The 22,407-nt window shown below is 64.9% G+C and carries 25 protein-coding genes; 12 read left to right on the top strand and 13 right to left on the bottom strand.

Annotated elements, in window-relative coordinates:
• The first annotated feature begins 6 nt into the window (after positions 1–6).
• Both CK230_RS30515 and CK230_RS30510 read left to right on the top strand, forming a co-directional pair.
• Complete coding sequence (locus tag CK230_RS30515; protein ID WP_095820491.1) at positions 7–1,278, top strand: NAD(P)/FAD-dependent oxidoreductase; 1,272 nt, start codon at positions 7–9, stop codon at positions 1,276–1,278.
• The gene (locus CK230_RS30510) at positions 1,275–1,748 is read left to right on the top strand and encodes a MaoC family dehydratase (RefSeq protein ID WP_245430115.1); all 474 of its coding nucleotides are present in this window, start codon (positions 1,275–1,277) and stop codon (positions 1,746–1,748) included. The genes CK230_RS30515 and CK230_RS30510 overlap by 4 nt, the downstream gene beginning before the upstream one ends.
• Before the next feature lie 18 nt (positions 1,749–1,766).
• On the opposite strand, the gene CK230_RS33910 is transcribed toward CK230_RS30510, so the two are convergent.
• The 4 genes from CK230_RS33910 to CK230_RS30490 form a co-directional block, all read right to left on the bottom strand.
• A complete protein-coding gene (locus CK230_RS33910) occupies positions 1,767–3,320 on the bottom strand; it encodes an alpha/beta hydrolase (protein WP_245430114.1) in 1,554 nt (517 codons plus the stop codon).
• A gap of 102 nt (positions 3,321–3,422) precedes the next feature.
• Positions 3,423–3,668 carry a hypothetical protein gene (locus tag CK230_RS30500; RefSeq protein ID WP_095820490.1) on the bottom strand — a complete coding sequence of 82 codons (246 nt, stop codon included), beginning with the start codon at positions 3,666–3,668 and terminating at the stop codon, positions 3,423–3,425.
• Between the two features lie 88 nt (positions 3,669–3,756).
• Positions 3,757–4,701: an EamA family transporter gene (locus tag CK230_RS30495; RefSeq protein WP_095820489.1), complete on the bottom strand. Its 945-nt coding sequence runs from the start codon at positions 4,699–4,701 to the stop codon at positions 3,757–3,759.
• Positions 4,702–4,804: 103 nt separating this feature from the next.
• Positions 4,805–5,086: a hypothetical protein gene (locus CK230_RS30490; RefSeq protein ID WP_095820488.1), complete on the bottom strand. Its 282-nt coding sequence runs from the start codon at positions 5,084–5,086 to the stop codon at positions 4,805–4,807.
• A gap of 886 nt (positions 5,087–5,972) precedes the next feature.
• Here CK230_RS30490 and CK230_RS30485 point away from each other — a divergent pair.
• Together CK230_RS30485 and CK230_RS34140 are read left to right on the top strand one after the other, a co-directional pair.
• Positions 5,973–6,809 (top strand): hypothetical protein, encoded by an 837-nt coding sequence (locus CK230_RS30485; RefSeq protein WP_141246158.1) that lies wholly within the window; start codon positions 5,973–5,975, stop codon positions 6,807–6,809.
• Positions 6,810–7,253: 444 nt separating this feature from the next.
• Positions 7,254–7,625 carry a hypothetical protein gene (locus CK230_RS34140; protein WP_176480286.1) on the top strand — a complete coding sequence of 124 codons (372 nt, stop codon included), beginning with the start codon at positions 7,254–7,256 and terminating at the stop codon, positions 7,623–7,625.
• 68 nt (positions 7,626–7,693) lie between these two features.
• Here the strand turns inward: CK230_RS34140 and CK230_RS30475 are convergent, their stop codons facing one another.
• Together CK230_RS30475 and CK230_RS30470 are read right to left on the bottom strand one after the other, a co-directional pair.
• Positions 7,694–8,674 (bottom strand): GlxA family transcriptional regulator, encoded by a 981-nt coding sequence (locus CK230_RS30475; RefSeq protein ID WP_095820486.1) that lies wholly within the window; start codon positions 8,672–8,674, stop codon positions 7,694–7,696.
• A gap of 108 nt (positions 8,675–8,782) precedes the next feature.
• Positions 8,783–9,130, bottom strand: a complete 348-nt coding sequence (locus tag CK230_RS30470) for a VanZ family protein (RefSeq protein WP_095820485.1) — start codon at positions 9,128–9,130, stop codon at positions 8,783–8,785.
• A gap of 557 nt (positions 9,131–9,687) precedes the next feature.
• On the opposite strand from CK230_RS30470, the gene CK230_RS30465 reads away from it, so the two are divergent.
• From CK230_RS30465 to CK230_RS30450, 4 genes are all read left to right on the top strand, one after another.
• Entirely contained in the window at positions 9,688–10,548 is an 861-nt protein-coding gene (locus tag CK230_RS30465) for a xanthine dehydrogenase family protein subunit M (protein ID WP_095820484.1), read from the top strand.
• Complete coding sequence (locus CK230_RS30460) at positions 10,548–11,024, top strand: (2Fe-2S)-binding protein (protein ID WP_095820483.1); 477 nt, start codon at positions 10,548–10,550, stop codon at positions 11,022–11,024. Before CK230_RS30465 ends, CK230_RS30460 begins: the two co-directional genes overlap by 1 nt.
• Positions 11,025–11,027: 3 nt before the next feature.
• On the top strand, positions 11,028–13,292 hold the full coding sequence (locus CK230_RS30455) for a xanthine dehydrogenase family protein molybdopterin-binding subunit (protein WP_095820482.1): 2,265 nt from the start codon (positions 11,028–11,030) through the stop codon (positions 13,290–13,292).
• Positions 13,293–13,491: 199 nt separating this feature from the next.
• Entirely contained in the window at positions 13,492–13,737 is a 246-nt protein-coding gene (locus tag CK230_RS30450) for a MoaD/ThiS family protein (protein ID WP_095820481.1), read from the top strand.
• Positions 13,738–13,972: 235 nt separating this feature from the next.
• Here CK230_RS30450 and CK230_RS30445 read toward each other — a convergent pair whose 3' ends face one another.
• Positions 13,973–14,197, bottom strand: a complete 225-nt coding sequence (locus CK230_RS30445; protein WP_095820480.1) for a DUF768 domain-containing protein — start codon at positions 14,195–14,197, stop codon at positions 13,973–13,975.
• The gene (locus CK230_RS33900) at positions 14,194–14,565 is read right to left on the bottom strand and encodes a hypothetical protein (protein WP_245430113.1); all 372 of its coding nucleotides are present in this window, start codon (positions 14,563–14,565) and stop codon (positions 14,194–14,196) included. Before CK230_RS33900 ends, CK230_RS30445 begins: the two co-directional genes overlap by 4 nt.
• A 221-nt stretch (positions 14,566–14,786) precedes the next feature.
• Here CK230_RS33900 and CK230_RS30430 point away from each other — a divergent pair, with 221 nt between their 5' ends.
• Together CK230_RS30430 and CK230_RS32920 are read left to right on the top strand one after the other, a co-directional pair.
• Positions 14,787–14,987 (top strand): hypothetical protein, encoded by a 201-nt coding sequence (locus tag CK230_RS30430; protein ID WP_095820479.1) that lies wholly within the window; start codon positions 14,787–14,789, stop codon positions 14,985–14,987.
• A 3-nt stretch (positions 14,988–14,990) separates the two neighbouring features.
• Entirely contained in the window at positions 14,991–15,344 is a 354-nt protein-coding gene (locus CK230_RS32920) for a hypothetical protein (RefSeq protein WP_141246157.1), read from the top strand.
• Between the two features lie 337 nt (positions 15,345–15,681).
• Here the strand turns inward: CK230_RS32920 and CK230_RS30420 are convergent, their stop codons facing one another.
• Complete coding sequence (locus CK230_RS30420; RefSeq protein WP_095820538.1) at positions 15,682–16,005, bottom strand: YciI family protein; 324 nt, start codon at positions 16,003–16,005, stop codon at positions 15,682–15,684.
• Positions 16,006–16,086: 81 nt separating this feature from the next.
• On the bottom strand, positions 16,087–16,857 hold the full coding sequence (gene xth, locus CK230_RS30415) for an exodeoxyribonuclease III (RefSeq protein ID WP_095820477.1): 771 nt from the start codon (positions 16,855–16,857) through the stop codon (positions 16,087–16,089).
• Between the two features lie 133 nt (positions 16,858–16,990).
• On the opposite strand from xth, the gene CK230_RS30410 reads away from it, so the two are divergent.
• Together CK230_RS30410 and CK230_RS30405 are read left to right on the top strand one after the other, a co-directional pair.
• Positions 16,991–17,623 (top strand): hypothetical protein, encoded by a 633-nt coding sequence (locus CK230_RS30410; protein ID WP_095820476.1) that lies wholly within the window; start codon positions 16,991–16,993, stop codon positions 17,621–17,623.
• Between the two features lie 207 nt (positions 17,624–17,830).
• Positions 17,831–18,181, top strand: coding sequence for a hypothetical protein (locus tag CK230_RS30405; RefSeq protein WP_095820475.1), 351 nt, complete (start codon positions 17,831–17,833; stop codon positions 18,179–18,181).
• 395 nt (positions 18,182–18,576) lie between these two features.
• On the opposite strand, the gene CK230_RS30400 is transcribed toward CK230_RS30405, so the two are convergent.
• The 3 genes from CK230_RS30400 to CK230_RS30390 all read right to left on the bottom strand — a co-directional run bounded on the left by CK230_RS30400 (position 18,577) and on the right by CK230_RS30390 (position 22,171).
• A complete protein-coding gene (locus CK230_RS30400; RefSeq protein WP_141246156.1) occupies positions 18,577–19,095 on the bottom strand; it encodes a hypothetical protein in 519 nt (172 codons plus the stop codon).
• Between the two features lie 147 nt (positions 19,096–19,242).
• Positions 19,243–19,650 (bottom strand): DOPA 4,5-dioxygenase family protein, encoded by a 408-nt coding sequence (locus tag CK230_RS30395; protein WP_095820473.1) that lies wholly within the window; start codon positions 19,648–19,650, stop codon positions 19,243–19,245.
• Positions 19,651–20,026: 376 nt separating this feature from the next.
• Positions 20,027–22,171 (bottom strand): ABC transporter ATP-binding protein/permease, encoded by a 2,145-nt coding sequence (locus tag CK230_RS30390; protein ID WP_245430112.1) that lies wholly within the window; start codon positions 22,169–22,171, stop codon positions 20,027–20,029.
• Positions 22,172–22,407: the final 236 nt, after the last annotated feature.

Raw genomic sequence — 22,407 nt, 5'->3', positions numbered from 1 at the left:
ACGACCATGGCAAGCAACCCGATCTCTCTCATGACCGCGCCCAAGCGCAGCCATTACGACGCCATCATCGTCGGCGCGCGCTGCGCGGGTGCGGCGACCGCGATGCTGCTTGCCCGCGCGGGCCTCAAGGTGCTGGCGATCGACCGCAAGCCCTATGGCTCCGACACGCTGTCGACGCATGCGCTGATGCGGCCGGCGGTGCTGCAATTGTGGCGCTGGGGCCTGCTCGAGCCGCTGCTCAGGGCCGGCACGCCGCTGATCGAGACGACGACCTTCCATTACGGCGACAACGAGATCACCATCCCCCTCGCCTCCGGTTCGGAGCTTCCCGGCCTGATCGCGCCGCGGCGCACCGTGCTCGACCGCATCCTGGTCGATGCGGCGCGCAAGGCCGGCGCGGAGATCCTGCACGAAGTCGCGGTCGGCGATCTCTTCGCCGACACCCGTGGCCGGGTGCGCGGCATCGAGATCCGCGCCGCCGGCCGCACATCCCTGCGGGTCGGCGCCGATATCGTGGTCGGCGCCGACGGCATCGGCTCGCTGGTGGCAAAATGCGTCGACGCCCAGCCCTTGCGGCGCGGCGCGGTGTCGGCCGCCCATGTCTATGGCTATGCGCCGGTCGAGCCCGGCGCCGGCTACCACTGGTATTTCCGCGACGGGATCGCCGGCTCGTTCATCCCGACCGATGACGGCCTCGCCTGCATCGTCGCCTCGGTGCCGACGAGCCTGTTCGACCAGCGCTTCCGCCTCGGCCACGCGCGTGCCCGCATGGATGTGCTGGAAGCGCTTTCACCGGCGCTGGCGGAACAGGCGGCCCGGGCGCCGAAGGATGCGCGGCTACAGGCGTTCCGGGGCGTGCCGGGCTATATCCGCCAGCCGCACGGCCCCGGCTGGGCGCTGGTGGGCGATGCCGGCTTCTTCCGCGATCCGATCACCTCGCATGGCATTTCCGATGCGCTGCGCGACGCCGAAACTCTGGCGCGGGCCATCCTCGACGGCTCGGAGGCGGCATTCGCGATCTGGCAGCGGCAGCGCGACATGATCGCCAACCAGATACTGGATACCACCGACGCGATCGCCGGTTTCGAATGGACGCTCGACGATATCGGCGAAAGGCATCGCCGCTTCAGCGGCGTGCTGAAGGCAGAGGTGCAGGCGCTGGCCGGGCAACCCATGCCCGTCCGCCGCGCCTCGAAGCCCTCGACCTATCGGGCGCCGGCCAACCAGGACAGGCCGCCGGCCGACCTTTCACACAACCGAACAGGAGCAAGACCATGACTTTGCAGTTGATGAAGGATGGGCATCTGATGCAGGACGGCTGGGTCGGCGTCGTCAAGGGGCGTCCGCAGGTGGGCGCTTTCGCCGAGCGCTCGCGGCGCACGCAGCCGCAGGATATCGACGCCTTCGCCGAGATGACCGGCGACCGTAACCCGCTGCACTATGACAAGGCGCTAGCCGAGGCCTCGGTGTTCGGCAAGCTCATCGTGCAGGGCGGCGTCACCTCCGGCATCCTGAACGCGGTGGTGGCGGAGGACCTCCCCGGCCCCGGCTCGGTGTTCCTCGAAGTGTCGTGGAAATTCGTCAAGGCGGTCGGCGTCGGCGAACTGATCACCGGCCGCGTCGAGGTCAAGGAAGTGCGTGCCGACAAACCGATCACCAAGCTGGAGACCTCGGTGCGCAACGAAGCCGGCGAGCTTTGCCTCACCGGCACCGCCACGGTGTTCACCGTGCCGCTCGCCAAGGGCTGAAGAGTTCTCGGCCCCTAGTTAGGCGCCCGCCGTCTCGGCGATGAAGGCGCGGACGTGGTCTATGAACTCCTCAAAGGCGGGCTCGCCTTCAAGCAGGATGTGGTTCTGGCTGTCGAGCTCGATGAAGCGGGCGCCCGGAATGCCCGCGGCCATGGTGCGCCCGGATTCGACCGGCGCGACGTTGTCGTCGCGCGCGTGCAACACCAGCGTCGGCACCCGCACCTTCTCGAGCAGGTCGCTGACGTCGATCATCGAAAAGGAGTTCTGAAGACGCCAGGCATCGTCGGGCGAGACGGTGCGCAGCATCAGTTCGTCCATCCAGGCGAAATGCTCGTGCGTGGCTCCGGGGATGAACATGGAGCAGAAGGCCTGGCGAAACATCGGGTTCGGCTTGCCCCAGTTCTCGCGCATCAGCGTCGCCACGGCCTCGCGCGTCGCGATCTCGCCGGCGTCGCCGCGCGCCCGCCAGCCTTTGACGTAGCCGCCATAAAGGACCATGCCCGAGACCCGCTCGGGGTGGCGTATGGCATAAGCGATCGAAACCGCGCAGCTCTGCGACAGACCGAGCAAGGTGAAGCGGTCGAGCCCTGTAGCCTTGACCACGCATTCGAGGTCCGACACCATGGTCTCGAACGAAATGTCGATGACATGCCGCTGCGAAAGGCCGTTGCAACGCTCGTCATAGCGCACCAGCCGGTTGTGGCGCGACAGTTCGCGCATCCAGTGCCGCCAGATCGGGCTGTCCCAGTCAAAGGTGAGATGCGACATCCAGTGCGCGGCGCGCAGGATCGCCGGGCCGCTGCCGGTGCTGGCATAAGCGAGCCTGGTGCCGTCGAGTGCACGGCAGAATTGCACGGCGCGGCCGGGATCCTGCGCTGACGCGCCGGGTTTCGGCGGCGCCTGTGGTGGCGTGTGGGAACCAGGTTGCGGCGCGCGGCCGGTTGCTTGGGCGGCGGCCGAGCGGACCTTGTCCTCCAGCGCCTCTGTCTCGGCGGCGAGGCCGGCCTCGCCGGGCGCGAGGCGGCGCAAGCGCTGTGCGAGCGGCAACGCTCGCCGCGGCTCACCGGCCAGACGCTCGACCAGCTCGCGCAGGATGCCGAGCTCGACGATCTCCACTTCGCTGGCGATCGCCTGCCGCCAGGACTCGTACTCGAAGCATCGTTCGAGCGAGAGGTCGGCGAGAAAGCCGCCGCGGATCGAGGCAAGGACGGCTTCGAGCTCCTCGGTCGAGCGGGACGACAGATCGGCTTTCACCAGCGGCGCCAGTCGCGCATAGTCAGTGTCGAGCTTGAGCGTCACGGCGTTGCGATCGGCGATGAGGGAGGATTCGTCGCCGTCCAGCACCTGGCGGATCTTGGACAGGCTCCAGCGCAAGGCGCCGCGCGGGTCGTCGGGGATGTCCCAGAATATCTCGCATAACCGCTCGCGCTGGTGCTGCCTGGCGGTGACGGCGAGGTAAGCAAGCAGCGCCCGCGTCTTGCGCGACGGCGGAAGGTCAAGCGGCTGGCCGTCGCGCGTCACCTGAAAATCGCCAAGCACGCGCAGCTCCAACCTGTGCTGAGAGCCGTTCATGCGTTCACGCGCTTGTCGATCGCCATGGTCCCCTTCGGCCGAGGCCGCCGCTGCGAAGGGCAGCCAATAGCAAAAATGGCTAATTTAGGAAAGCTTGGTGCGTCAGGCCAGCAGCAGCTTCAGCCGGGAGAGCCTGAGGCGCGCGAGCCGCCGCGCAGGGTTATGGAAGGCTTCCAGGCCGGCCTCGACCAGGAAGGCCAGCGTCATCAACTCGATCAGGAACTCGTCGGCCGCGTCGAAAGCGGCTCGTGAGCCGGCGGCCAGGTGCCGGAGCAGCGTACGCGCTTCCTCGGCCGCGTCGGCGCCGCCGGCATCGATCAGCGCTTCGAGCCTGGTGAAGCAGTCCATGTCGATTCTTTCCGCCCCACCAAGGCGATAGATCGATCCGGCGGCGCGGACATCCACATATGTTAAGCGAGCTGCTTCGACGCTCCCTTCACGCCTTAGCTGGAAGTGTCCTCGGCTTGATGACGGTCGCCAGCACGACCCCGCCCACAATGAAGGCGGCGCCGATCAGGTCGTAATCATGCAGGCTCTCTCCGAGCAGCAGATAGGCGAGGATGGCGACGAACAGCGTCTGCAGATAGAGCAGCATGCTTGCCCGGCTGGCGCCCAGCGTCTCGACGCTTTTGTTGTAGAGATAATACATCAGCGCACCGCCGGGGCCGGCCAGGTAGGCGAGCGCGAGCATGCCGTTGCCGTTCAGGGCGGAGCGTTCGTCGTTGACTATTTCCCAGAGATGGAACGGCAGCGCCACCAACGCGCCCGCACCGAGCAGGAGGACCACCAGCGGCAGAAGCTCGAGGCCGAATTTGGAGCGACGCAGGAGCACCGTGTAGAGCGCCCAGCAAAACGCGCTGCCGACGATCCACAACTCGCCGATGTTGAAGCGCAGCCGCACCAGCGCGTCGATATTGCCATGCGCGACGATCACCAGCATGCCGGCAAGCGCGGCAACCGCGCCGAGCGCCTTCCAGAGGCCGAGCGGTTCGCCCAGCACGAGGCGCGCCAGCACCATGGTCATGATCGGCGACATCGCCATGATGATGCCGGCCGTGGTCGCGTCGGTGTCGTTCAGGCCACGGTAGATCATGCCCTGGCAAAGCGTCAGGCCGATGGCGCCGACGGCGACGATCTCAAGCGGCCGGGATTTGAGAAGCGCCAGCATCGCGCCGTGATGGCGGTGCACGATCGGCAACAGGATGGCGCAGGCCAGCAGGAGCCGCCAGAAGCACAACCCCCAGGGTGGCATTTCCGGCGCGACCCATTTGGCCGCGATATAGACCCCGGCCGACAGCAGCCAGCACAAGACGGCGGTGGGATAGCCGCCCAAGGCGGCGGCAGGTTGCTCTGCCGGATGCGCTATCGGTATCGCCTGCATTGCATGCCCCCGTTCGATGAACGCCAGCCCAGACGTAAGCGGCATTCTACCTCATCTCGGAGTTGTTACATATGGCCGGCGATGGAGGGCCACCGTCCAAAGATCAGTGCGACGTGTCGCCGGCCGGATGCAGCTGGTCCCAGGCCGAGCCGACGCAACCGTTGAACTGCGATGCGAAGCGCTCGGCCTCGGTGCCTTCGAGGCCGTCGTCGACAAGCGCCTCGATGCTTCGGCGCAGCAGAGCGAGCTGCATCTGCCGTGCATGACTCCTGTCGGTTTCGCGCATGATGGCTGTGATGTGATAGGCCACGACCGGCTGGCCAAGACAGGAGAGAAGCGCTCCCGACGCCGCCGTCGCCGCAGTGACTGCTTCCTCGATATTCATTCGGCGCTCCTCATCAAAAGATGCTGGGCGCCTCCCCGGCAGATGGCGGCGATACCGCCGCTTCTTTTCTAATTCCGGCGTCGCGAGACCATCGCTCTCGGCCAGACTCAGTATCCTCCAGAACTCTATTGAAGGCGACCGGATAGTTAATTGATGGTTAACGCGAAGGCTCGCATCTTAGACCTTCAGGCTTGTCAGAACGCATCGGTTAGCGACCGGGAATGTTGCGACCGTGGTGCGCGTATTGCCGCCCGGCATCACCGTCCTGGCGCGCTCGAACAGGGTTCTCGATCCGGGCATGGCGTCGGGATAATGCGGCATGGCTCTCCGAAGGCGACTTAGACGGCTGAAACGGCGGCGCAACGGCCGCTCGTCAGTAAGCTCCGGTTGGTTTGCGCGCCGGCGCAATCGGCCAGGCCGGGCATGCGAGGCGACCAGGGTATGAAAGAGAGCATGATATCGCTTTGACCGTCCGACGCTGGTCAACGGCCGTCGACAAGTTCCACATCGGAACGGCCACGCTCGACATAGTCCATTTGGATGATGCTACGTACGTCGGAAGACGTATCTGGTATAAACGGTCGGAACAATTCTAAACAAGGCAATTTTTTCACGGTTGTTGATTCACTTCAACTTGAGGCAAACTGCTACAGGGAAAAATCTTAATCCACGCACGCGCAGTCACTATGGCGTGTTTCTTGAGCACCGCGAGGAATGCCTAGCAAACAGAGGACCGTGGCCAGTGACACTCACACATGGATCTTACGAGGAGTTCGACACGCGCCCGGCATGGGTTCGCTTCAGCATGCGCCACTGGAGGTGGAGCGCCGTTCCGGGATGCATCCTCCTCCTGGCGGCGATATCTCCCGCAGACAATGGCGCCGAAATGCAGCAGCAGATCGTTGCGGCACGGGGCGAACTGGCGTCGACAAAGGCTCAGTTGGACCTAAGCCAGCACGCCGAGCGTACGGCGAGCGCGCAGGCAAAGGTGTTGGCCGGCACTTCCGCGGAGCAAGCAAAAGCCCTGAATGAGGCGAACCAGAGCAACGAAGCCCTCAAACTCGATCTGGAGGCGGCGCAGCGCGTCATCGAAGGCCTGAAAGCACAAGCCGTTTCCTCGAACGAAGCACGCAGCGCCATGGAAGCGTCCCTGGCCGAGGCGAACCAATCGCTCGCCGATGAGCGGCATAAGGTCGAGCAATCCGAGCAAGAACTCGCCATGGCCCGCCAGGCCGCCGACGCCGAAAAGAAACGCGCAGATTTGGCCGTGGCCGAGCGAGCCACCGACCTCCAGCTGGCGGTCGCTGCCGCAAAGCATGCCAACGAAGCATTGGACCTGGAACGTGCCCGCGCGGTTTCGGCCGCAAGCGATCTCGACGGCGCCCGTCGGGAAAGAGACGCGGCAAAGCAAGCATCCGCCGACTTGAGCGCAGCATTGGAGCAAGCGCGTCAAAAACTGACCGACATGTCCGTTGCCCTTACCGCTGCGCGAAAGGCGATCGACCTGGTCAACGCGCAAGGTGCGCGCCGCACGGCGCAAATAGAGCGCGCACTCAGCACTCGTTCGACCGCAGTTTCCCTTGCCGGCCAGGATGGCAAACTTGTCCGTCAAACAGGCTTGCAGGGCAAAAGCAAAGCGAAGATGGCAAGATCACCGAAACGGGATCTGGCGGATACGACGATTAGGCTCCCCGACGCCTTGCTGCCGCTCCCGCCTCAATGACCATCGCCAGGAACACAATTGGGATAGCACGAACGCATGCCGCAGGAGGGTCCCGAAATGGGCAAATACGTGGCAGTCGCCATGATGATCGCAGTCGCTACCGGACCGGCGGCGGCCCTTGATGTCGGTGGCAAGGTCGGCGGCATTGGCGTTGGCGCTGGAGTGAGCGCCGGATCGCAAGGTGTTTCCGCGGGGGTGGGGGCAAGTGTCGGCGGTGCGGGCGGCGCAAGTGTTGGCGCGTCAGCGGGCACAGGAGGCGTAAGCGTTGGTGCGTCAGCGAGCGCAGGTGGGACGAGTGTCGGCGCGTCCGCGAACGCTGACACAGGGTCAGCCGGCGCGGGCGTTTCGGTTGGCGGTGCTCCAAGCAGCGCAAGCGCAGGCGTTTCGACAGGGACCGGCACGTCAGGCACCACGGACGCCGCGCCCCCCGACGACCCCACCGTTTTGTCTGCGACAGGCGCAAAAACCGCGATCAGCCTGCCATCCGTCCTCAAGCCTTCCAGCACAGGTGGCGGTGAGCTTGGGCGGTTTACGGCGGGCTATCCTTTTGCGCCCCTGGTATCGCTGAAAGCGACGCCGGGCACGCCGCCCAAAGTCGTGAGCGCGTGCCGCGTGGCGATCGCGTCGGCCGCGACGCCGCTTGGCGCCGTGCGCGTATACGCGGTCAGCGCCGGTCCGATGCGCCAACGCAAAGCGGGTCTGGCGGCGCCGATCGAGGTGCGGATAAATTATGCGCTCCGAGGTGGCATCCAGGTGCGGCAAGCGAAAGTCCTCTGTCGCCTCGATGCGGCGGGAAAGGTGATCGCGGTAACGTAGCAACCGGCCGTCATTGGCCTGGACAGCGGCAGAGTTGACCGCCCTGCCGATGTCGCGCACAGGGACCGCTACCTGGCCACGTCATTCGCCGTCGCCCGGTTCGGGTGCCTCAGATGGGTCGGCGTGATGCCGGTCTGCTGGCGGAAGACGCGGCTGAAATGGCCGGCATTGGGGAAGCCGCAGCGATAGGCGATCTCGCCGATGGCGAGGTCGCTGCCTTCCAGCAGCGACTTTGCGTAATGCACCCTCAGCGCCAGATAGGCAGCCATCGGGCCGATGCCGAGCTCGGTACCGAACAGACGCTCGAGCTGGCGGCGCGAGCAGTTCATCCTGGCGGCGATCTCGGCGACCGAGAGCGTCTCCTGCAAATTGCTTTCCATCAGGAGCAGCGCCCGCTTCACCGCGCGGCTCGCGGCGGCAGGAAAAAGGTCGCCGACCGGCTGCACGTCGCGGCTGGAGCGGATGCGGTCGAGCACCAGGATCTTGGCCGCCTTCTCCGCCGCCTTCTGGCCGATGAATTGAGAAACGAAAAAGCCGGCGAGGTCGGCGGCACCCGTGCCGCCGGCGCAAGTCGCGCGGCCTCTGTCGACGGAATAGAGGCTGTCGGCATGCGCGCTCACATCGGGGAACTCGGCGCGGAAATCCTTGATGTGGAACCAGCTGACCGCGGCGCTGTAGCCGTCGAGCAGGCCGTAGCGCGCCAAAACGAAGCTGCCGGTGCAGAGCGCGGTGAGCGGCACGCCCTTCTCGGCGGCGCGCATCAGGAACGCCTCCTTTTCCGAACTCAGCCTGCGGCTGGTGTCGAGCAGGCCGCCGACCACCACGACATTGTCGAAATCCTGCGGATTGCCGATCGCCTTCGTCGGCAGCAATTCGACGCCGCAGCTGGCGCGGATCGGCAGGCCGCGCTCGCCGACGATCTCCCAGTCGAACTCGACCCGGCGGCTGCGGTCGCCCTCGTCGCCGGCGAGCCTCAGCGTGTCGATGAACAGCGACAGCGGCGAGAGCGTGAAATCGCGCACCAGCAGGAATGCGAACTTCTTGGCCATCTGCTTCCGGGATCGTCCATCGTTCGACCGCAGCTTATGCGGAAATCCTTGCGGCGAGCCCTCTGAATACGACGTGCATCGCGTCGCAACACTTTTCCAGGAATTGCTCTAGCGTCGCTCGGCGGCGCGGCCCGCCCACGCGATGACGAAGCGCCCCAGGACAATCCCCACGACGCCCGCCGCAGCCTTGAGCAGGGCATCGACAACCCGCGCATGCCGGCCGGGGTCGAACAGTTGCAGCACCTCGAGAACGCCGGCCACCGCGCAAATGAACAGCACGGTCTGCGTCACGCGGGACGGGAACCCGAGCGCCAGGGCCACCCCCAGCAGGACGTAGGCCAAAGCACGCTCGATATTGGCCTCGCCCAGGTGCGGCCGCAGCTGGATTGGCGACAGCGTTGCAAAGGTTATGAGAGCCAGCAGGGCGAGCGCGGCGAGACGGGAAATCGAGGTCATGCCCGCTCTTACAGGCCGCCGATCGCGATAACAATATTTGCCGGTGCCCGGCGGGGATCGGTCCGCGCGGGGCCCGAAGCCGACGTTGCTGCGCAATTTGGCGGAGACGGACGATGACCAACGCCGGCGCCGCCCCTCATCCGCCTGCCGGCACCTTCTCCCCGTCAAGTGACGGGGAGAAGGAAGCTGGCCACGACGCTGGCGCGCCGATTCTGCAACTTCAGAGATTAGCGAAACCATCGGCGGCGTCGGCTTTCTCCCCGTCACTATACGGGGAGAAATGCCCGTCAGGGCAATGAGGGGCAGCGCCGACGCTGGATAGTCAAAGTGCAACGCCATCTCCCTTCTTGCAATGCCGGTGATGTTGGCGAGCAGGTCTCGGAACCTGCGATTGCAGCAGAACATTGGGAGTGGCGATTGGCCGTGATGCCCTGGCCCGGCCTCTGGGCGCATCTGGAGCATGGCCCTGGCCCAACCCGGACATGCATGAACGGGATGGCCATTATAACCAGACGCTCTATAACGGTCGTCGACAAAGCGATCACCAAGGGGAGACGATGCGTTACATACGTCCGCTTTCAATCGAAGATGCCGTTGGCGAGCTCGCCAAGGCGGTAGGACCGGCCGCCATCCTGGCCGGGGGCAGTGACCTTTTGGTGAGGATGAAGGGCGGCTTCATCGAGCCTGAGCTGATCGTCGACATCAAGCGCATAGGCGGCCTGAGCGACGTCACCGAGACGGCCGACGGCTTCCGGATCGGCGCCGCGGTGCCCTGCGCGGTGCTGGGCGAGAACAAGGCGCTGAAGCAGGCATGGCCGGGCGTGGTCGAGGCGGCGAACCTGATCGGCTCCAAACAGGTGCAGGGCCGCTGCACCATTACCGGCAATCTGTGCAACGCCTCGCCCGCCGCCGACAGCGTGCCCGCTCTGGTGGCGGCCGCGGCGAAAGCGGTCGTCGCCGGGCCTTCGGGCAAGCGCACCATTGCCGTCGAGACCGTGCCGACGGGACCGGGCCGCACCTCTTTGGCCAAGGGCGAGATCATCGAGGCGATCCTGCTCGACAAGCGTCCTGAGCATGCCGGCGACGCCTATCTGCGCTTCATTCCGCGCACCGAGATGGACATCGCGGTGGTGAGCGCGGGCGTCAACCTGACGCTGGATGACAAGGGCGCGATCAAGACCGCGCGCGTGGCGCTGGGCGCCGCGGCACCCACGGTGCTGCTTGTCGAGGAAGCGGGCCAGGTGCTGGTAGGTTCGAAGCTCGACGAAGCAACGCTGGAGCGGCTGGCAAAGATCTGCTCCGGCGCCTGCCGTCCGATCGACGACAAGCGCGGCACCATCGAATTCAGACGGAAAGTTGCGGGCGTGCTGGCGCAAAGAGCCGCCGCTATCGCCTACAAGCGTGCGGGAGGCAAATAATGGCCGGTGTAGCTGTATCAACCACGATCAACGGCGATGCCGTCGAATATCTGTGCCAGCCCGACGAGACGCTGCTGGAAGTGCTGCGCGATCGGCTGGGCCTGACCGGCGCCAAGGAAGGCTGCGGCACCGGCGACTGCGGCGCCTGCAGCGTCATCGTCGATGGCCGCCTGGTCTGCTCCTGCCTGGTGCTGGGCGCGGAGGCGGAAGGGCGCAAGGTCGAGACCATCGAAGGCATGGCGCATGGCGACCAGTTGCACCCGCTGCAGCAGAAATTCCTGGAGCATGCGGCCCTGCAATGCGGCATCTGCACGCCGGGCTTCCTGATCGCGGCCAAGGACCTTCTGGAGAAGAACCCCTCGCCCACCGAAGAGGAAATCCGCTTTGGGCTGGCCGGCAATCTCTGCCGCTGCACCGGCTATGACAAGATCGTGCGCGCCGTCCAGGACGCGGCGAACGTGATGAAGGGAGCCTGATCCATGAATTTCGATCCGCGCTTTTCAGGACGCCAGTTCGCTTCCGTCGGCACGCGCCCGATCCGCCCCGACGGCGTCGACAAGGTGACGGGCCGCGCGCGCTACGGCGCCGACTTCAACATGGCCGGACAGCTGGTCGGCCGCGTGCTGCGCAGCCCGCACGCGCATGCGGTGATCAAGAAGATCGACACCTCGAAGGCGGAAAAGCTCGCCGGCGTGAAGGCGGTGATCACGGCGAAGGACCTGCCGGATCTCACCGACGGCGATGCCGCCATGTACGACATCCTCGACAACTGCATGGCGCGCAAGAAGGCGCTCTATGACGGCCATGCGGTGGCCGCGGTGGCGGCGATCGATGCCCGCATCGCGCGCGAAGCGCTGAAGCTGATCGAGGTCGAGTATGAAGTGCTGCCGCATGTCACCGATGTCGACGAGGCCGCGCATCATCACGCGCCGCTGATCAACGATCAGATCTTCACCGAGGGGCTGGAGGAAAAGCCGGCAAAGCCTTCCAACGTCACCAAGCGCACGCAGTTCGGCCATGGCGATGTTCATGCCGGCTTCGCCAAGGCCGATTTCATCGTCGAGCGCTCGTTCAAGACCGAGCAGACGCATCAGGGCTATATCGAGCCGCATGCCTGCGTGGCGAGCGTCAACCCCGACGGCACGGCGGACCTCTGGGTCTGCACGCAAGGCCATTTCGTCTACCGCCAGCATTGTGCCCAGCTGCTTGGGCTCGAAGCCTCGAAGCTGCGCGTCACCTCCTCGGAAATCGGCGGCGGCTTCGGCGGCAAGACCCATGTGTGGGCCGAGCCGGTGGCGCTTGCCCTCTCCCGCAAGGCCGGGCGTCCCGTAAAACTGGTAATGACCCGCGACGAGGTTTTTCGCGCGTCGGGCCCGACCAGCGCCACCTCGATCGACGTGAAGATCGGCGCCAGCAAGGATGGCACGATCACCGCGGCGGAAGCGACGCTGCGCTATAGCTGCGGCCCCTATGCCGGCTCCTGGGCCGAGATCGGCGCCATGACGGCCTTCGCCTGCTACAAGCTCGAGAACGTCAAGACCGTCGGCTACGAAGTGCTGGTCAACCGGCCGAAGACGGCGGCCTATCGCGCGCCGTCGGCGCCGATGGCGGCCTTCGCGGTGGAAAGCGCTGTCGACGAGCTCGCCCACGAGCTCGGCATGGACGCGGTGGACTTCCGCATCAAGAACGCCGCGCAGGAAGGCACCCGCGCCTCCTACGGCCCGGTCTACGGGCCGATCGGCATCGGGCCGACGCTGGAAGCGGTGAAGCACCATCCGCACATGAAGGCGCCGCTCAAGGCCAACCAGGGACGCGGCATGGCCTGCGGCTTCTGGTTCAACTTCGGCGGCCAGACCTGCACGGACCTCAACATCGGCATGGACGGCTCGGTGTCGCTGGCCGTGGGCACGGTGGATGTCGGCGGTTCCCGCGCCTCGCTGTCGCTGGTGGCGGCGGAGGAGCTCGGCATCGACTACAGCCACGTCAAGGCGATCGTCGCCGACACGTCTTCGCTCGGCTACAACGACATGACCGACGGCAGCCGCGGCACCTTCTCCTCGTCGATGGCGACGATCTCGGCCGCGCGCAACGCGATCAAGATCCTCAAGGATCGCGCGGCGCAGATGTGGGATATCCCGGTCGACGACGTCGTCTGGGAAAAGGGCCATGCCATCGCCAAGGGCGAGAAATACGGCAACCTGTCGCCGCTGTCGCTGAAGGACATCGCGGCCAAGTCCGGCACCACCGGGGGGCCGATCGCCGGCCATAGCGAGCTCGTGGCCGACGGCGCCGGCGTCTCCTTCGCCACCCATATCTGCGACATCGAGGTCGACCCCGAGACGGGCGCTACCAGGGTGATCCGCTACACGGTGGTGCAGGATGCCGGCAAGGCGGTGCACCCGACCTATGTCGAGGGCCAGTACCAGGGCGGTGCGGCGCAAGGCATCGGCTGGGCGCTCAACGAGGAGTATATCTATGGCAAGGACGGGCGGCTGCAGAATGCGGGCTTCCTCGACTACCGCATCCCGGTCTGCTCCGACCTGCCGATGATCGACACGCAGATCCTGGAAATCCCCAACCCCAACCACCCCTATGGCGTGCGCGGCGTTGGCGAAACCTCGATCGTGCCGCCGCTGGCGGCGATCGCCAACGCGGTGTCGAACGCGGTGGGCGTGCGCATGACCCACATCCCGATGTCGCCGCCGCGCATCCTCGCGGCGCTCGACGCGGAGCGGGAAGGCTGAGAGGCATCCGAGTTAGGGCAAGGTGTGTTGAGATTCAGGTCAGGCCGAGCCGGAGTCGAAGACGGGCGCGAAGCGACCAGACAAGGTGGCTTCCGAGAACCGGAGCGGAGCGTACTTGCAGTACGTGAGCACCGGAAGCGCAGGAAGCCGTCGTTCGCAGGCCGGCCTCACCTGAATATCGACGCAGCTTGAGGCGGTAATGGTCGAGGTCACCCTTTGGGGCTCGCTCAGCGCTGTCGCCGGCGGCAAGGCCAGGCACGAGATCGAGGCCAAGGACATCAGGGAGCTGTTCCGCAAGCTGGCGGAACAGTATCCCGGGATAGAGCCGTGGATCGACCGCGGGATTGCGGTCGCGATCGACGGGACAATTTATCGGGATACCTGGAGCAAGGAACTTCCGCCCGGAGCCGAGATTTTCCTGCTGCCGCGCTTGGCGGGGGGATAGCGAGCGAGCGGCCCGCAGCCATCGCTGGTTTCGCAGATCCCGCGCGGACCGCCCCCGGGCGTAACCACCTATCGCCTAAGCCCGAAAAAGCTCAAGACCGCGAGAATGACGACGACGAGGCCGACAATATAGATAATGCTGTGCATGGCATGTCCTCCTATGGAGGACTAATAATTAGCGACGACTAATGTTCCGCGAGGTGGCTGATCGGTTGGCATGAACGGCGGTCCGACCTTTACGGTTTGCCGGTCTCCTTGGAGCCGACTATCGCCGCCAGGATCGCTTCGTATGCGCTTCCGATCTCCTCTTCGATCTCCTCCTCGGAAATACCTGCCGCCCTGGCATCGGCGAACAGCTTGCTCGTCAACTCGGCCACCGAGACGATGTCCGCGCCGACCTTGCCACGCATCACATTATCGGTGATCCAGCGGCCAAAGAACGCCGCGCCACGCTCGCTCATTCGCCCTGCTCTTTCAGAAAATGCGCCTCGCGAAGAAGCGCATCCCAGTCGGTTCCGATCGTCTCGATCAGCTCGCCGGCCTGTTCCTGGGTAATGCCGGTTTCCCTTGCCAGGCGCCCTGAGAGCAATTCGAAGACAGCCTGGTCGCTCTCCCCCAGACTGCCTTCGCGGTGCTGCAACGCCTCGAAGATCACTTCGAAGACGCTGTCGACTTCCTCGTCGATCTGGCTGGCCGGTATGCCCTCGCGCGCGGCCGCCTTCATCATCTCGTCGGCAAGATCGCGCACCGCGACCGGATCGTCCGTCAGCACGTTCGGCAGATGCTCCGCCATCCATCTGTCGAAGAAATCGAGACCGCGCCCGCTCATCTGGCCATAAGCGCGCGGGGAACATTAGGTTCCGCTGATGGGGACTGAGGTCCCAAGCGACGGCGCATTGGTCCCTCACGTGAAACATAAGCCCGGCGATCTCATTAGGACTGCGCTGACGAGCAATCAGTCCCTTCATCGTCAGGCTGCCGGATGGCCCGCCACCTGCCCACAGGTGGCGGGCATCTGATGCAATAACAACAACCGGGCAGAGGCGAACAGTGTCGATTTCCGATGAGCTGCGGGACGCAAGTCTTCGCTATGAATGCCCGAACTGCCACCAGCCGATCATCAGGAACGGCTCTTGGTTCAAGGCGGTGAGCACCTTCCGCTGCGACGCCTGCAAGACCAAGCTCAGGCTTGGCTACTCGGCCAAGCTGGCGCTTTTCAAACGCCACAAGGCGACGTTTTCGGGAGCGTGACATATGCGGCTGAGCGATCCCTTTGGCGAGCGGCAGTTCCTTTTTCGGGAGCGGTTCGAAGCCGCCGCAAACGACAACAGCGCGCTGCACCATCGCAACCTTTCCCTTCTCAGTTTCATCCCGGCCGATGGCGGACCTGCAAAGAAAGCCGCGAAAGCGGAGCGCATGAGCATTGCCGCGGCCGCGGGCATGGCGATCGGTCTTTTCATCGGGCCGGTGGTGTTCTCATGCCTGATGCTGGGCGTCTGGAACGCGGCGTTGGACAGTAAAGGAGCCAAGCATGATCACTACGTCGTTGGAAACCAGGGTGGCGGGTTTGCAGGACAGGCTGAGAGCAGCCAATCTCAGCACGGATGACATGCTGGCCTTTCAAAAGGTCGCGGACGTGCTGGACAACGGCCATGGCGGCATCGACACCGACGACCTGATCGCGCTGTCGTTTGTGGTCGAGGATGAGGATTGAGGACTCAAGGCGTGCTGCGTCAACCTGGTCGACGTCACCCTCTGGGGCTCGCTCAGCGCCGAAGAAAAGGCCAGGCACGCACGACATTGACGCCAGCGGGTATCCCTCATTCGCCAAAAGCCACGCTCCGGCGCCGGAGGTTGAACCCCCAATGAGGAGGTAGGCCGAGGGCCGGAGTGTGCTGACCAGGCATCGCCTACCGGATCATACCAGGCAAGGCTGCCCTGGATTTCATTTTAGGGGCCACACCTCGACGACGCCATGCGCGACCGCGCAGGGGACGCGTGAGACTTTGTCGATGGCGTCGCTGAGGTCAGCAGCTTCGATCACGGCAAATCCGGCGATCGGCAGATCTGACGATATGAACGCACCGTCGCGAGTTTCCACTCCCGACGCATCCGGATTGCGCACCTGTACCGGTGTCCCCGCCCTTCCTATCAGGGCGCCTTCGGCGCGCAATTTCGCGTCCTGTTCATGAGCGGCATCCCTGACGGGTTGGGGCGTGCGGTCATATCCGGCCCGATCGCCGTATTGGATCGTAACGAACTTTGCCATAGCGGGCTCTCCTTTCAGGGTTTGACGTGAGGCGTGGGCGACGGCTGCCAAGGAGGCTTCCTGCGATTGCGCAAAAGGTTTTCAACCGACGTCGATCCAGGCGGGTGCGTGATCGCTCGGCTTTTCCCACCCACGCGTCTCGACATCGACAGCTGCGGCCAGAATGCCCTTCGCAAGGGACGGGCTTACGAGCAGATGATCCATCCGCAGGCCGGAGCTTCGGTCGTAGCCGCCGCGATAGGAAAAGTTCCAGTAGGTGTATATGCCCTTGCCCGGATGAATTAGACGCATCGCATCCACCCAGCCCAAGCTCAGCATGTTGGCATAGGCTTTCCTGCTTTCGGGGAAGAAGACGGCGTCGCCCAGCCAGCGCGCCGGAACAACGGCGTCTATTTCAGTAGGAACAACGTTGTAGTCACCACAAAGCACCGCGCGCTCGCTCAACAGCGATCGGCTGTAGGTCGCGAGACGGTCGAACCAGCGGAGCTTGTAATCGAATCTGGGCCCCGGAGCGGGATTGCCATTTGGCAAATAGATGCAACCGACGACGATATCGCCGATTTCCGCTTCCAGATAGCGGCTGTGCGTGTCATCGGGATCGCCAGGCAAGCCACGGCGGCGTTCGACCGGATCCCTCCCGCGCGCCAATATCGCGACACCGTTGTAGGATTTCTGGCCGTGCCAGATCGCGCCAAAGCCGGCGTCCCGTATTGCCTCCATTGGAAATTTTTCGTCGGAAGTTTTTAGCTCCTGGAGGCAGACAACGTCATAGTCCGTCTCGTTCAGCCACTTCAGCAGCACCGGCAGGCGGCCGTTGACACCATTGACGTTGAAGGTTGCGATCCGGGTCACCTGCGCTTCTCCCGCGTGGCTTCACCTGTGCTTGCAACGCAAGGGCCGCCAGTGGGTTCAACTATTGTGGCAACCAACAGGATTCGCCAGCGTTTCGGCTTGAGCGAACTCGATCGGAGGCTCATCTAGAGGTATGCTCGCCCGTCGAAAGAGTGACCCAGTTGGGAAGCTGATAGCGGAGTGGCCGCTTTCGCCGGCGGCCACCTTAGGATCATCGATGCGGACGAGGGGCATTTTCCTCGAGATACGCGCTCGCTTTCCTGCGTACCTTCGAAAGCTCCTCCACATCGAATCCCGAGTGCTCACCTTGCGTCTGCCGGAAGGGTCGGATGCCGATGTTCAAGCGGCGGCCGCGATCGTCTCCAAAGCCATGCGCGACATCGAAGACCTGCCGGTCATACCTCGCGAGGTCGAGGACATCCTGACGATCTCGTCCGGCGAGCGGCACCGCTGGCTGAAGGACGGTCGGCTTCAGAGCGCCGGCACGCGAACCGTGAAGCTTCGCGGCCGGGCCAGGAAGATTACCTTCCACGTGTTCGACCCCCGCCACATCGAGGATGTGCTCGACCGCGACCTGGTCACTGTCTGGCGTGAGGAAGATGCCGCGACAGCCGCCGAGAACCGGAGACGCGCCGCCGCAAGGACGGCTCTGAAGCGCTCCCAAAAAGAGCGCGCCGGGGCCGCAAATCCCGCCGACGGGGGCCGGGACGACGCGCTTCGCCTGAGAGGCTGGGAAGATTTCGATATGGACGGCCTCTTGCGCTGACGGTGCGCGGAGCGCGCTCCCGTCAGGATATGATCGTCAGTCGAGAACTTTGACGATCGTGTGGGTTTCGGGGCGACCGCGGTCGGATTGTCGATCACCGTTCATCGACGCTCTCCTTTCCCGCAACAGTTGCACTCTCGCGTGGAACCAAACCCGCCACTGGCGCGTAGTCTCGCCGTCGTCCCCAGCACAAGAGGCTAGCTTTCCATGCCCATCCGCAGGAAACGCAGGAAGCACTCCGGCAGTGATCTCTTGCTGGCGCCCGCGGTGATCTCCTTGCGGGTGCCGTTGCTGGTGCTGGATGCCGTGAGCCATGCGCCCAATGGGCGGGAGGCGCTACAGGCGGTGCAGGAAAAGGCGCTTGCGGTGACGGAAGGGCTGTTCGCGGCGCAGGCAAAGACGTTTGAAGCGGCGTTGCGCTTCTGGCCTGACGTCCTTTCCGGCAAAAGCCCATCGCTTTGCGACGGGACGGCGGCGATGGAAGCCACGGCGGCCGCCCTGTTGCCCGCTGCCAGGCAGGTGCGGCGCAATTTCGACCGGCTTTCGAAACGGCGCTGACCACGCCGCCTACAGCAGCCCTGCAACCCCCACACGAAATTTTATTCGCGGCGGGCGGAGAGCGGACAGCGCTGCCCTATCCGACGCCGCTCTACGGCCCTCCGCCATGCTTATGCGATCGCGCCATATCGGGGCGCCGCTACTTTAGCTATCTTGAATATGCGGCGGACCCAGGTTCGCCGGGCCGGCGTCGGGGCGCTGCTCTCTCAGGCAACAGGCGCCGGCCAATCAGAACGCGGCCCTGCGCGTAAAGCGCCGGCCCGGTATTCACCTCCAGCGCCTCTTCCGCCTCGTCCTCCTCCCCGAGCGCCTCTTCATGCACCGCCAACGCCGGCCCTATCCAGATCTGGTCGATCGGGTGGCCGCTTGGGATTGGTGGTGTTGGATGAGGATGCTCAAGGCCGGCACAGGCGCGTCTGCTTCAGGCATTGATCGCCAACGTCGCGGGCAACACAACCGGACAGTACCTGGAAGGGTGTGAACTTTCCGCTCTGGAAAAATTGAAGGCAGTAGCTTCTTGTCTCAGGCCGCACCGCGGCCCAGTATCCGGCCAAATTGGCCTTGCGCTTGTTTTCCCCGTCCAGGCAATTGCGTAGCTCACTCGCTTTGTCGTCCGGGAATTTCACATGGCAGTAGGAGTCGCTGTTCAAGGCTGAAAACACGGCTTCTGTCGTCGGTTCGCCGGGGCCGCAGGACACGCGCCTATCGATGCAGGCCCGGCCCAGCGCCGAGGCAACGAAGGACGCGACGGTGAAATAGGTCTGGAAGTCGACCTCCTTCATGTAATCGCGCATCAGCCTTTGGTTTTCGTCCGGCGTGACGAGATACCAGAAGGGCTCAAGCTTGGCCTTCAGCGTCGTTTCGTCCGTTAGGCATTTGTCCTTCTCGACCTGCTGATCGGCCTTGACGAGCATCTTCGAAACTAGCGCAGTGCAATAGCCTTGCGTGTCCAACTGCGGAAAGGGCGGCCCCTGCCCTGCCTCGGCAAATTGCGACACTACCAGCATTGCGACAATCAAGAAAATCCGCATCGCGCCCGCCCCCCAGTACTTCGGCGCCCCTCACACCCCCAGCGTCGGCGCCGTATTCACCTCCAGCGCCTCTTCCGCCTCGTCCTCTTCGCCCAGCACCTCGCCCTTCACCGGCAGCGGCCGGCCGATCCAGATCGGGTCGATGAGGTGGTCGCGCTTGGGGTTGGTGGTGTTGGGGTGGATGAGGATGCTCAGGCCCCCGTGGTTCAGCATCAGCCAGGGAACCAACGTGGCGAAGATTTCGGTGGCGAAGGAGACCTGGTACATGGCCTGCTCGTGCGGGCCGACCGGCTCGTCGCGCCAGTTGCCGAGGCGAACGCGGAACCGTTCGCCGATGCGCTCGCGCAGCCATTCGGCGTGTTGGCGCTCGGCCGCGCCGCTGTAATAGATGTGGGCGTGGTAGCTGGCGATCTCGGCGAGCTGCCTTACTTCGCTCATCTCGGTGTTCCCTCCCCGGAGTTTCCAGTGTCGTGCGGGACTCTAGGTGGTTCTTCGTTTCATGGAAACGGTGAACCGCTCAACGGTGCGTTCAAGGTCGGCGAGGCTTGGCGGGCCAATCGTGGTGGACAATCGCATCGGGCAGCGCTGCCCCCTCTCGTCTCGGCGCTACGCGCCGAGCCACCTCTCCCCCGCCTTTGGCGGGGGGCGAGGAAATGCTAATCGCCGAAGGCGAGGAAACGCCAATTGCAGTGGGTGCGGCTTCGGAAAGCTTGGGTTCCTCACCCCCGCCAAAGGCGGGGGAGAGGTGGATCGGCGAAGCCGAGACGGAGAGGGGGAGCGACCTCCGCGATTGCGCACACCTTCGGAGCGCTCCCTACCCCTTGCCGCCGTTCGCGCCACTTCCCCACAGCGCCCGCTGGATCAAGCTACGCTTGCGCTTTGGCGACACCAGCTCGACATCGCTCACCAGCTTCGCCCCGCCCTCGCGCCGTTCCAGCGTGATCTTGCGCGTGTGAAACGCTTCCAGCTCGGCGCGGTGGGCGACGCTGATGATGGTGACCGTGGGCAATTGCCGGATCACCATCCGCATCATCTTGTCCTGGCTCTTCTCGTCCAGCGCCGAGGTGGCCTCGTCGAGCACGACGATGTCGGGCGCGTGCAACAGAAGGCGGGCGAAGGCCAGGCGCTGTTTTTCGCCGCCGGACAGCGTCTGGTCCCACGGCGCCTCTTCCTCCAGCCGGTCCTTCAGATAGCCAAGGCCGACTTTGTCGAGCGCGGCATTGATCTCCTTGACCGTCCAGTTGTCGGCGGCGGCGGGATAGGCGGTGGCGCGGCGCAGCGTGCCGGACGGGATATAGGGGCGCTGCGGCAGCATGAAGAGCCGCTTGCCCGGGTGGAAATCGACGTTGCCGCTGCCCCAGGGCCACAGGCCCGCAATGGCGCGCACCAGCGTCGACTTGCCGGTGCCGGATTCGCCCGAGACCAGCACGCGCTCGCCGGGCTCGATCGCCACCTCGGTTTCCTTGACCACGGAGGTGCCGTCATCGAGCGTCACCGAGAGCTCGTCGAGCGCAAGCATGGCGCCGTTCTCGGTCTCGCCGCGCTGGATGCGGCCGAGCGTGTCGTTCTCCTCGGCTCGCTCCAGCCCGTCGAGCGACATCATCAGCGAGGCGATGCGGCGGGCCGAGGCGTTCCAGTCGGCGAGGCGCGGATAATTGTCGACCAGCCAGCCGAAGGCGCCCTGAACGATGGCGAAGGCGGAGGCCGCCTGCATCACCTGGCCGAGCGACATCGAGCCGTCGAGGAATTTCGGCGCGCATAAAAGCACCGGCACGACCGGCGCGAACAGGCTGGAGCCTTGCGACACGAGCGCGGTGCGCATGTGCTGGCCGGTGAGCCGCGCCCAGCGGCCGAGCACGGCGGCGAAGGTGCGGTCGATGCCGGCATTCTCCTCCTCCTCGCCGCCCAGCAGCGCGATGCTCTCGCCGTTTTCGCGCACGCGCGTCAGCACGTAGCGGAACTCGGCTTCCGTCTGGTTCTTCTGTTCGGAAAGCTCGACGAAGCGGCGGCCGATGGCGAACATCGAGGTCGAGGTGATGGCGGCATAGATGACGGCGGTGACGACGAGGAAGCCGGGCACGGTGATGACCGAGCCGCCCAGCGAAAAACTCAGCGCGCCGCCGATGGTCCACAAGACGACGATGAAGGTCGAGGCCGACAGAAAGGCGTTGAGCACGCCGGCGATGAAATCGACGGGCGATTCCGTGGCGATCCTGAGATCCTCGGTCAGGCGCGCCTCGGGATTGGCGTGGTCGCCCTTGACGAGGTTGAGCTGGTAGTAGCGGCCGCTGGCCAGCCAGCGCTGGATGACCGCCGTGGTCAGCCAGGAACGCCAGCGCCGCTGCATGGTCATGCGGATGTAAACCTGGGCGACCACCAGGCTGATGCTGCCGGCGACCAGCGGCAGGAAGATCGCGCTCAACCAATAGACGGTGTGGGCGTCGCGCTGCTCGATGGCGTCGAAGATGGCGCGGTTCCAGCGGTTGATGCCGTACTGAAAACCGACATTGACGCAGATCATCACCAGGAGCCCGATCGTCAGCGGCCAGGCCAGCCTGTCGCCGTGCAGACCCCAATAGCCGCGCCCGCTGATCCAGAAGCGCCGCAGAAGATACTTCTTGCGGGCCCGCGCGGCCTCTTCGGGCGAAAGCTGAGGGCCGGGCTCGGCGGCCTCGGGCGGCGGCGACCCGGCATGGCCGATGGCCTCGGGCGCGGCGTCGGCAGGTGTCTTTTCCTCGCGCGGGTTGCCGCCGGCCGGTGGCTTGTCTTGCCGCGACGTGTCGCCCTTCAGCTTGTCTTCCGCAGCCTTATCCGCGCGCGGTTTCGCAGCGCCGCGCGGTTTCGGCTGGCGCGGCTTTTCGTGGCGCGGGGCATTGGCGTGCGACGCCGGGCGCGGCTTGCTTTCACCGCGCTCAATGGCACTGTCGTCCGGTTTCGGTTTGCGCTTGGCCGGGGGCATCGCGCCACAACGGCCCAAAAATCAAAAGGTTTCATGCGGGCCGCCCTGGCCAATCGCATAGGGCGCTCCCCCTCTCCGTCTCGGCGCTGCGCGCCGAGCCACCTCTCCCCCATTTCATGGGGGCGAGGAAACGCCAATTGTCCGAACCGGATAGATAGATAACAGAATGGACCGATTAGATGGGTGACAGTTTTCTCGCCAGCCGGGAGGACCGGCGATGGTTTGGCGAGAGACTG

This window comes from Mesorhizobium sp. WSM3859, assembly GCF_002295065.1.
Lineage (GTDB): Bacteria > Pseudomonadota > Alphaproteobacteria > Rhizobiales > Rhizobiaceae > Mesorhizobium.
This window is presented reverse-complemented; position numbering and strand designations above follow the sequence as displayed.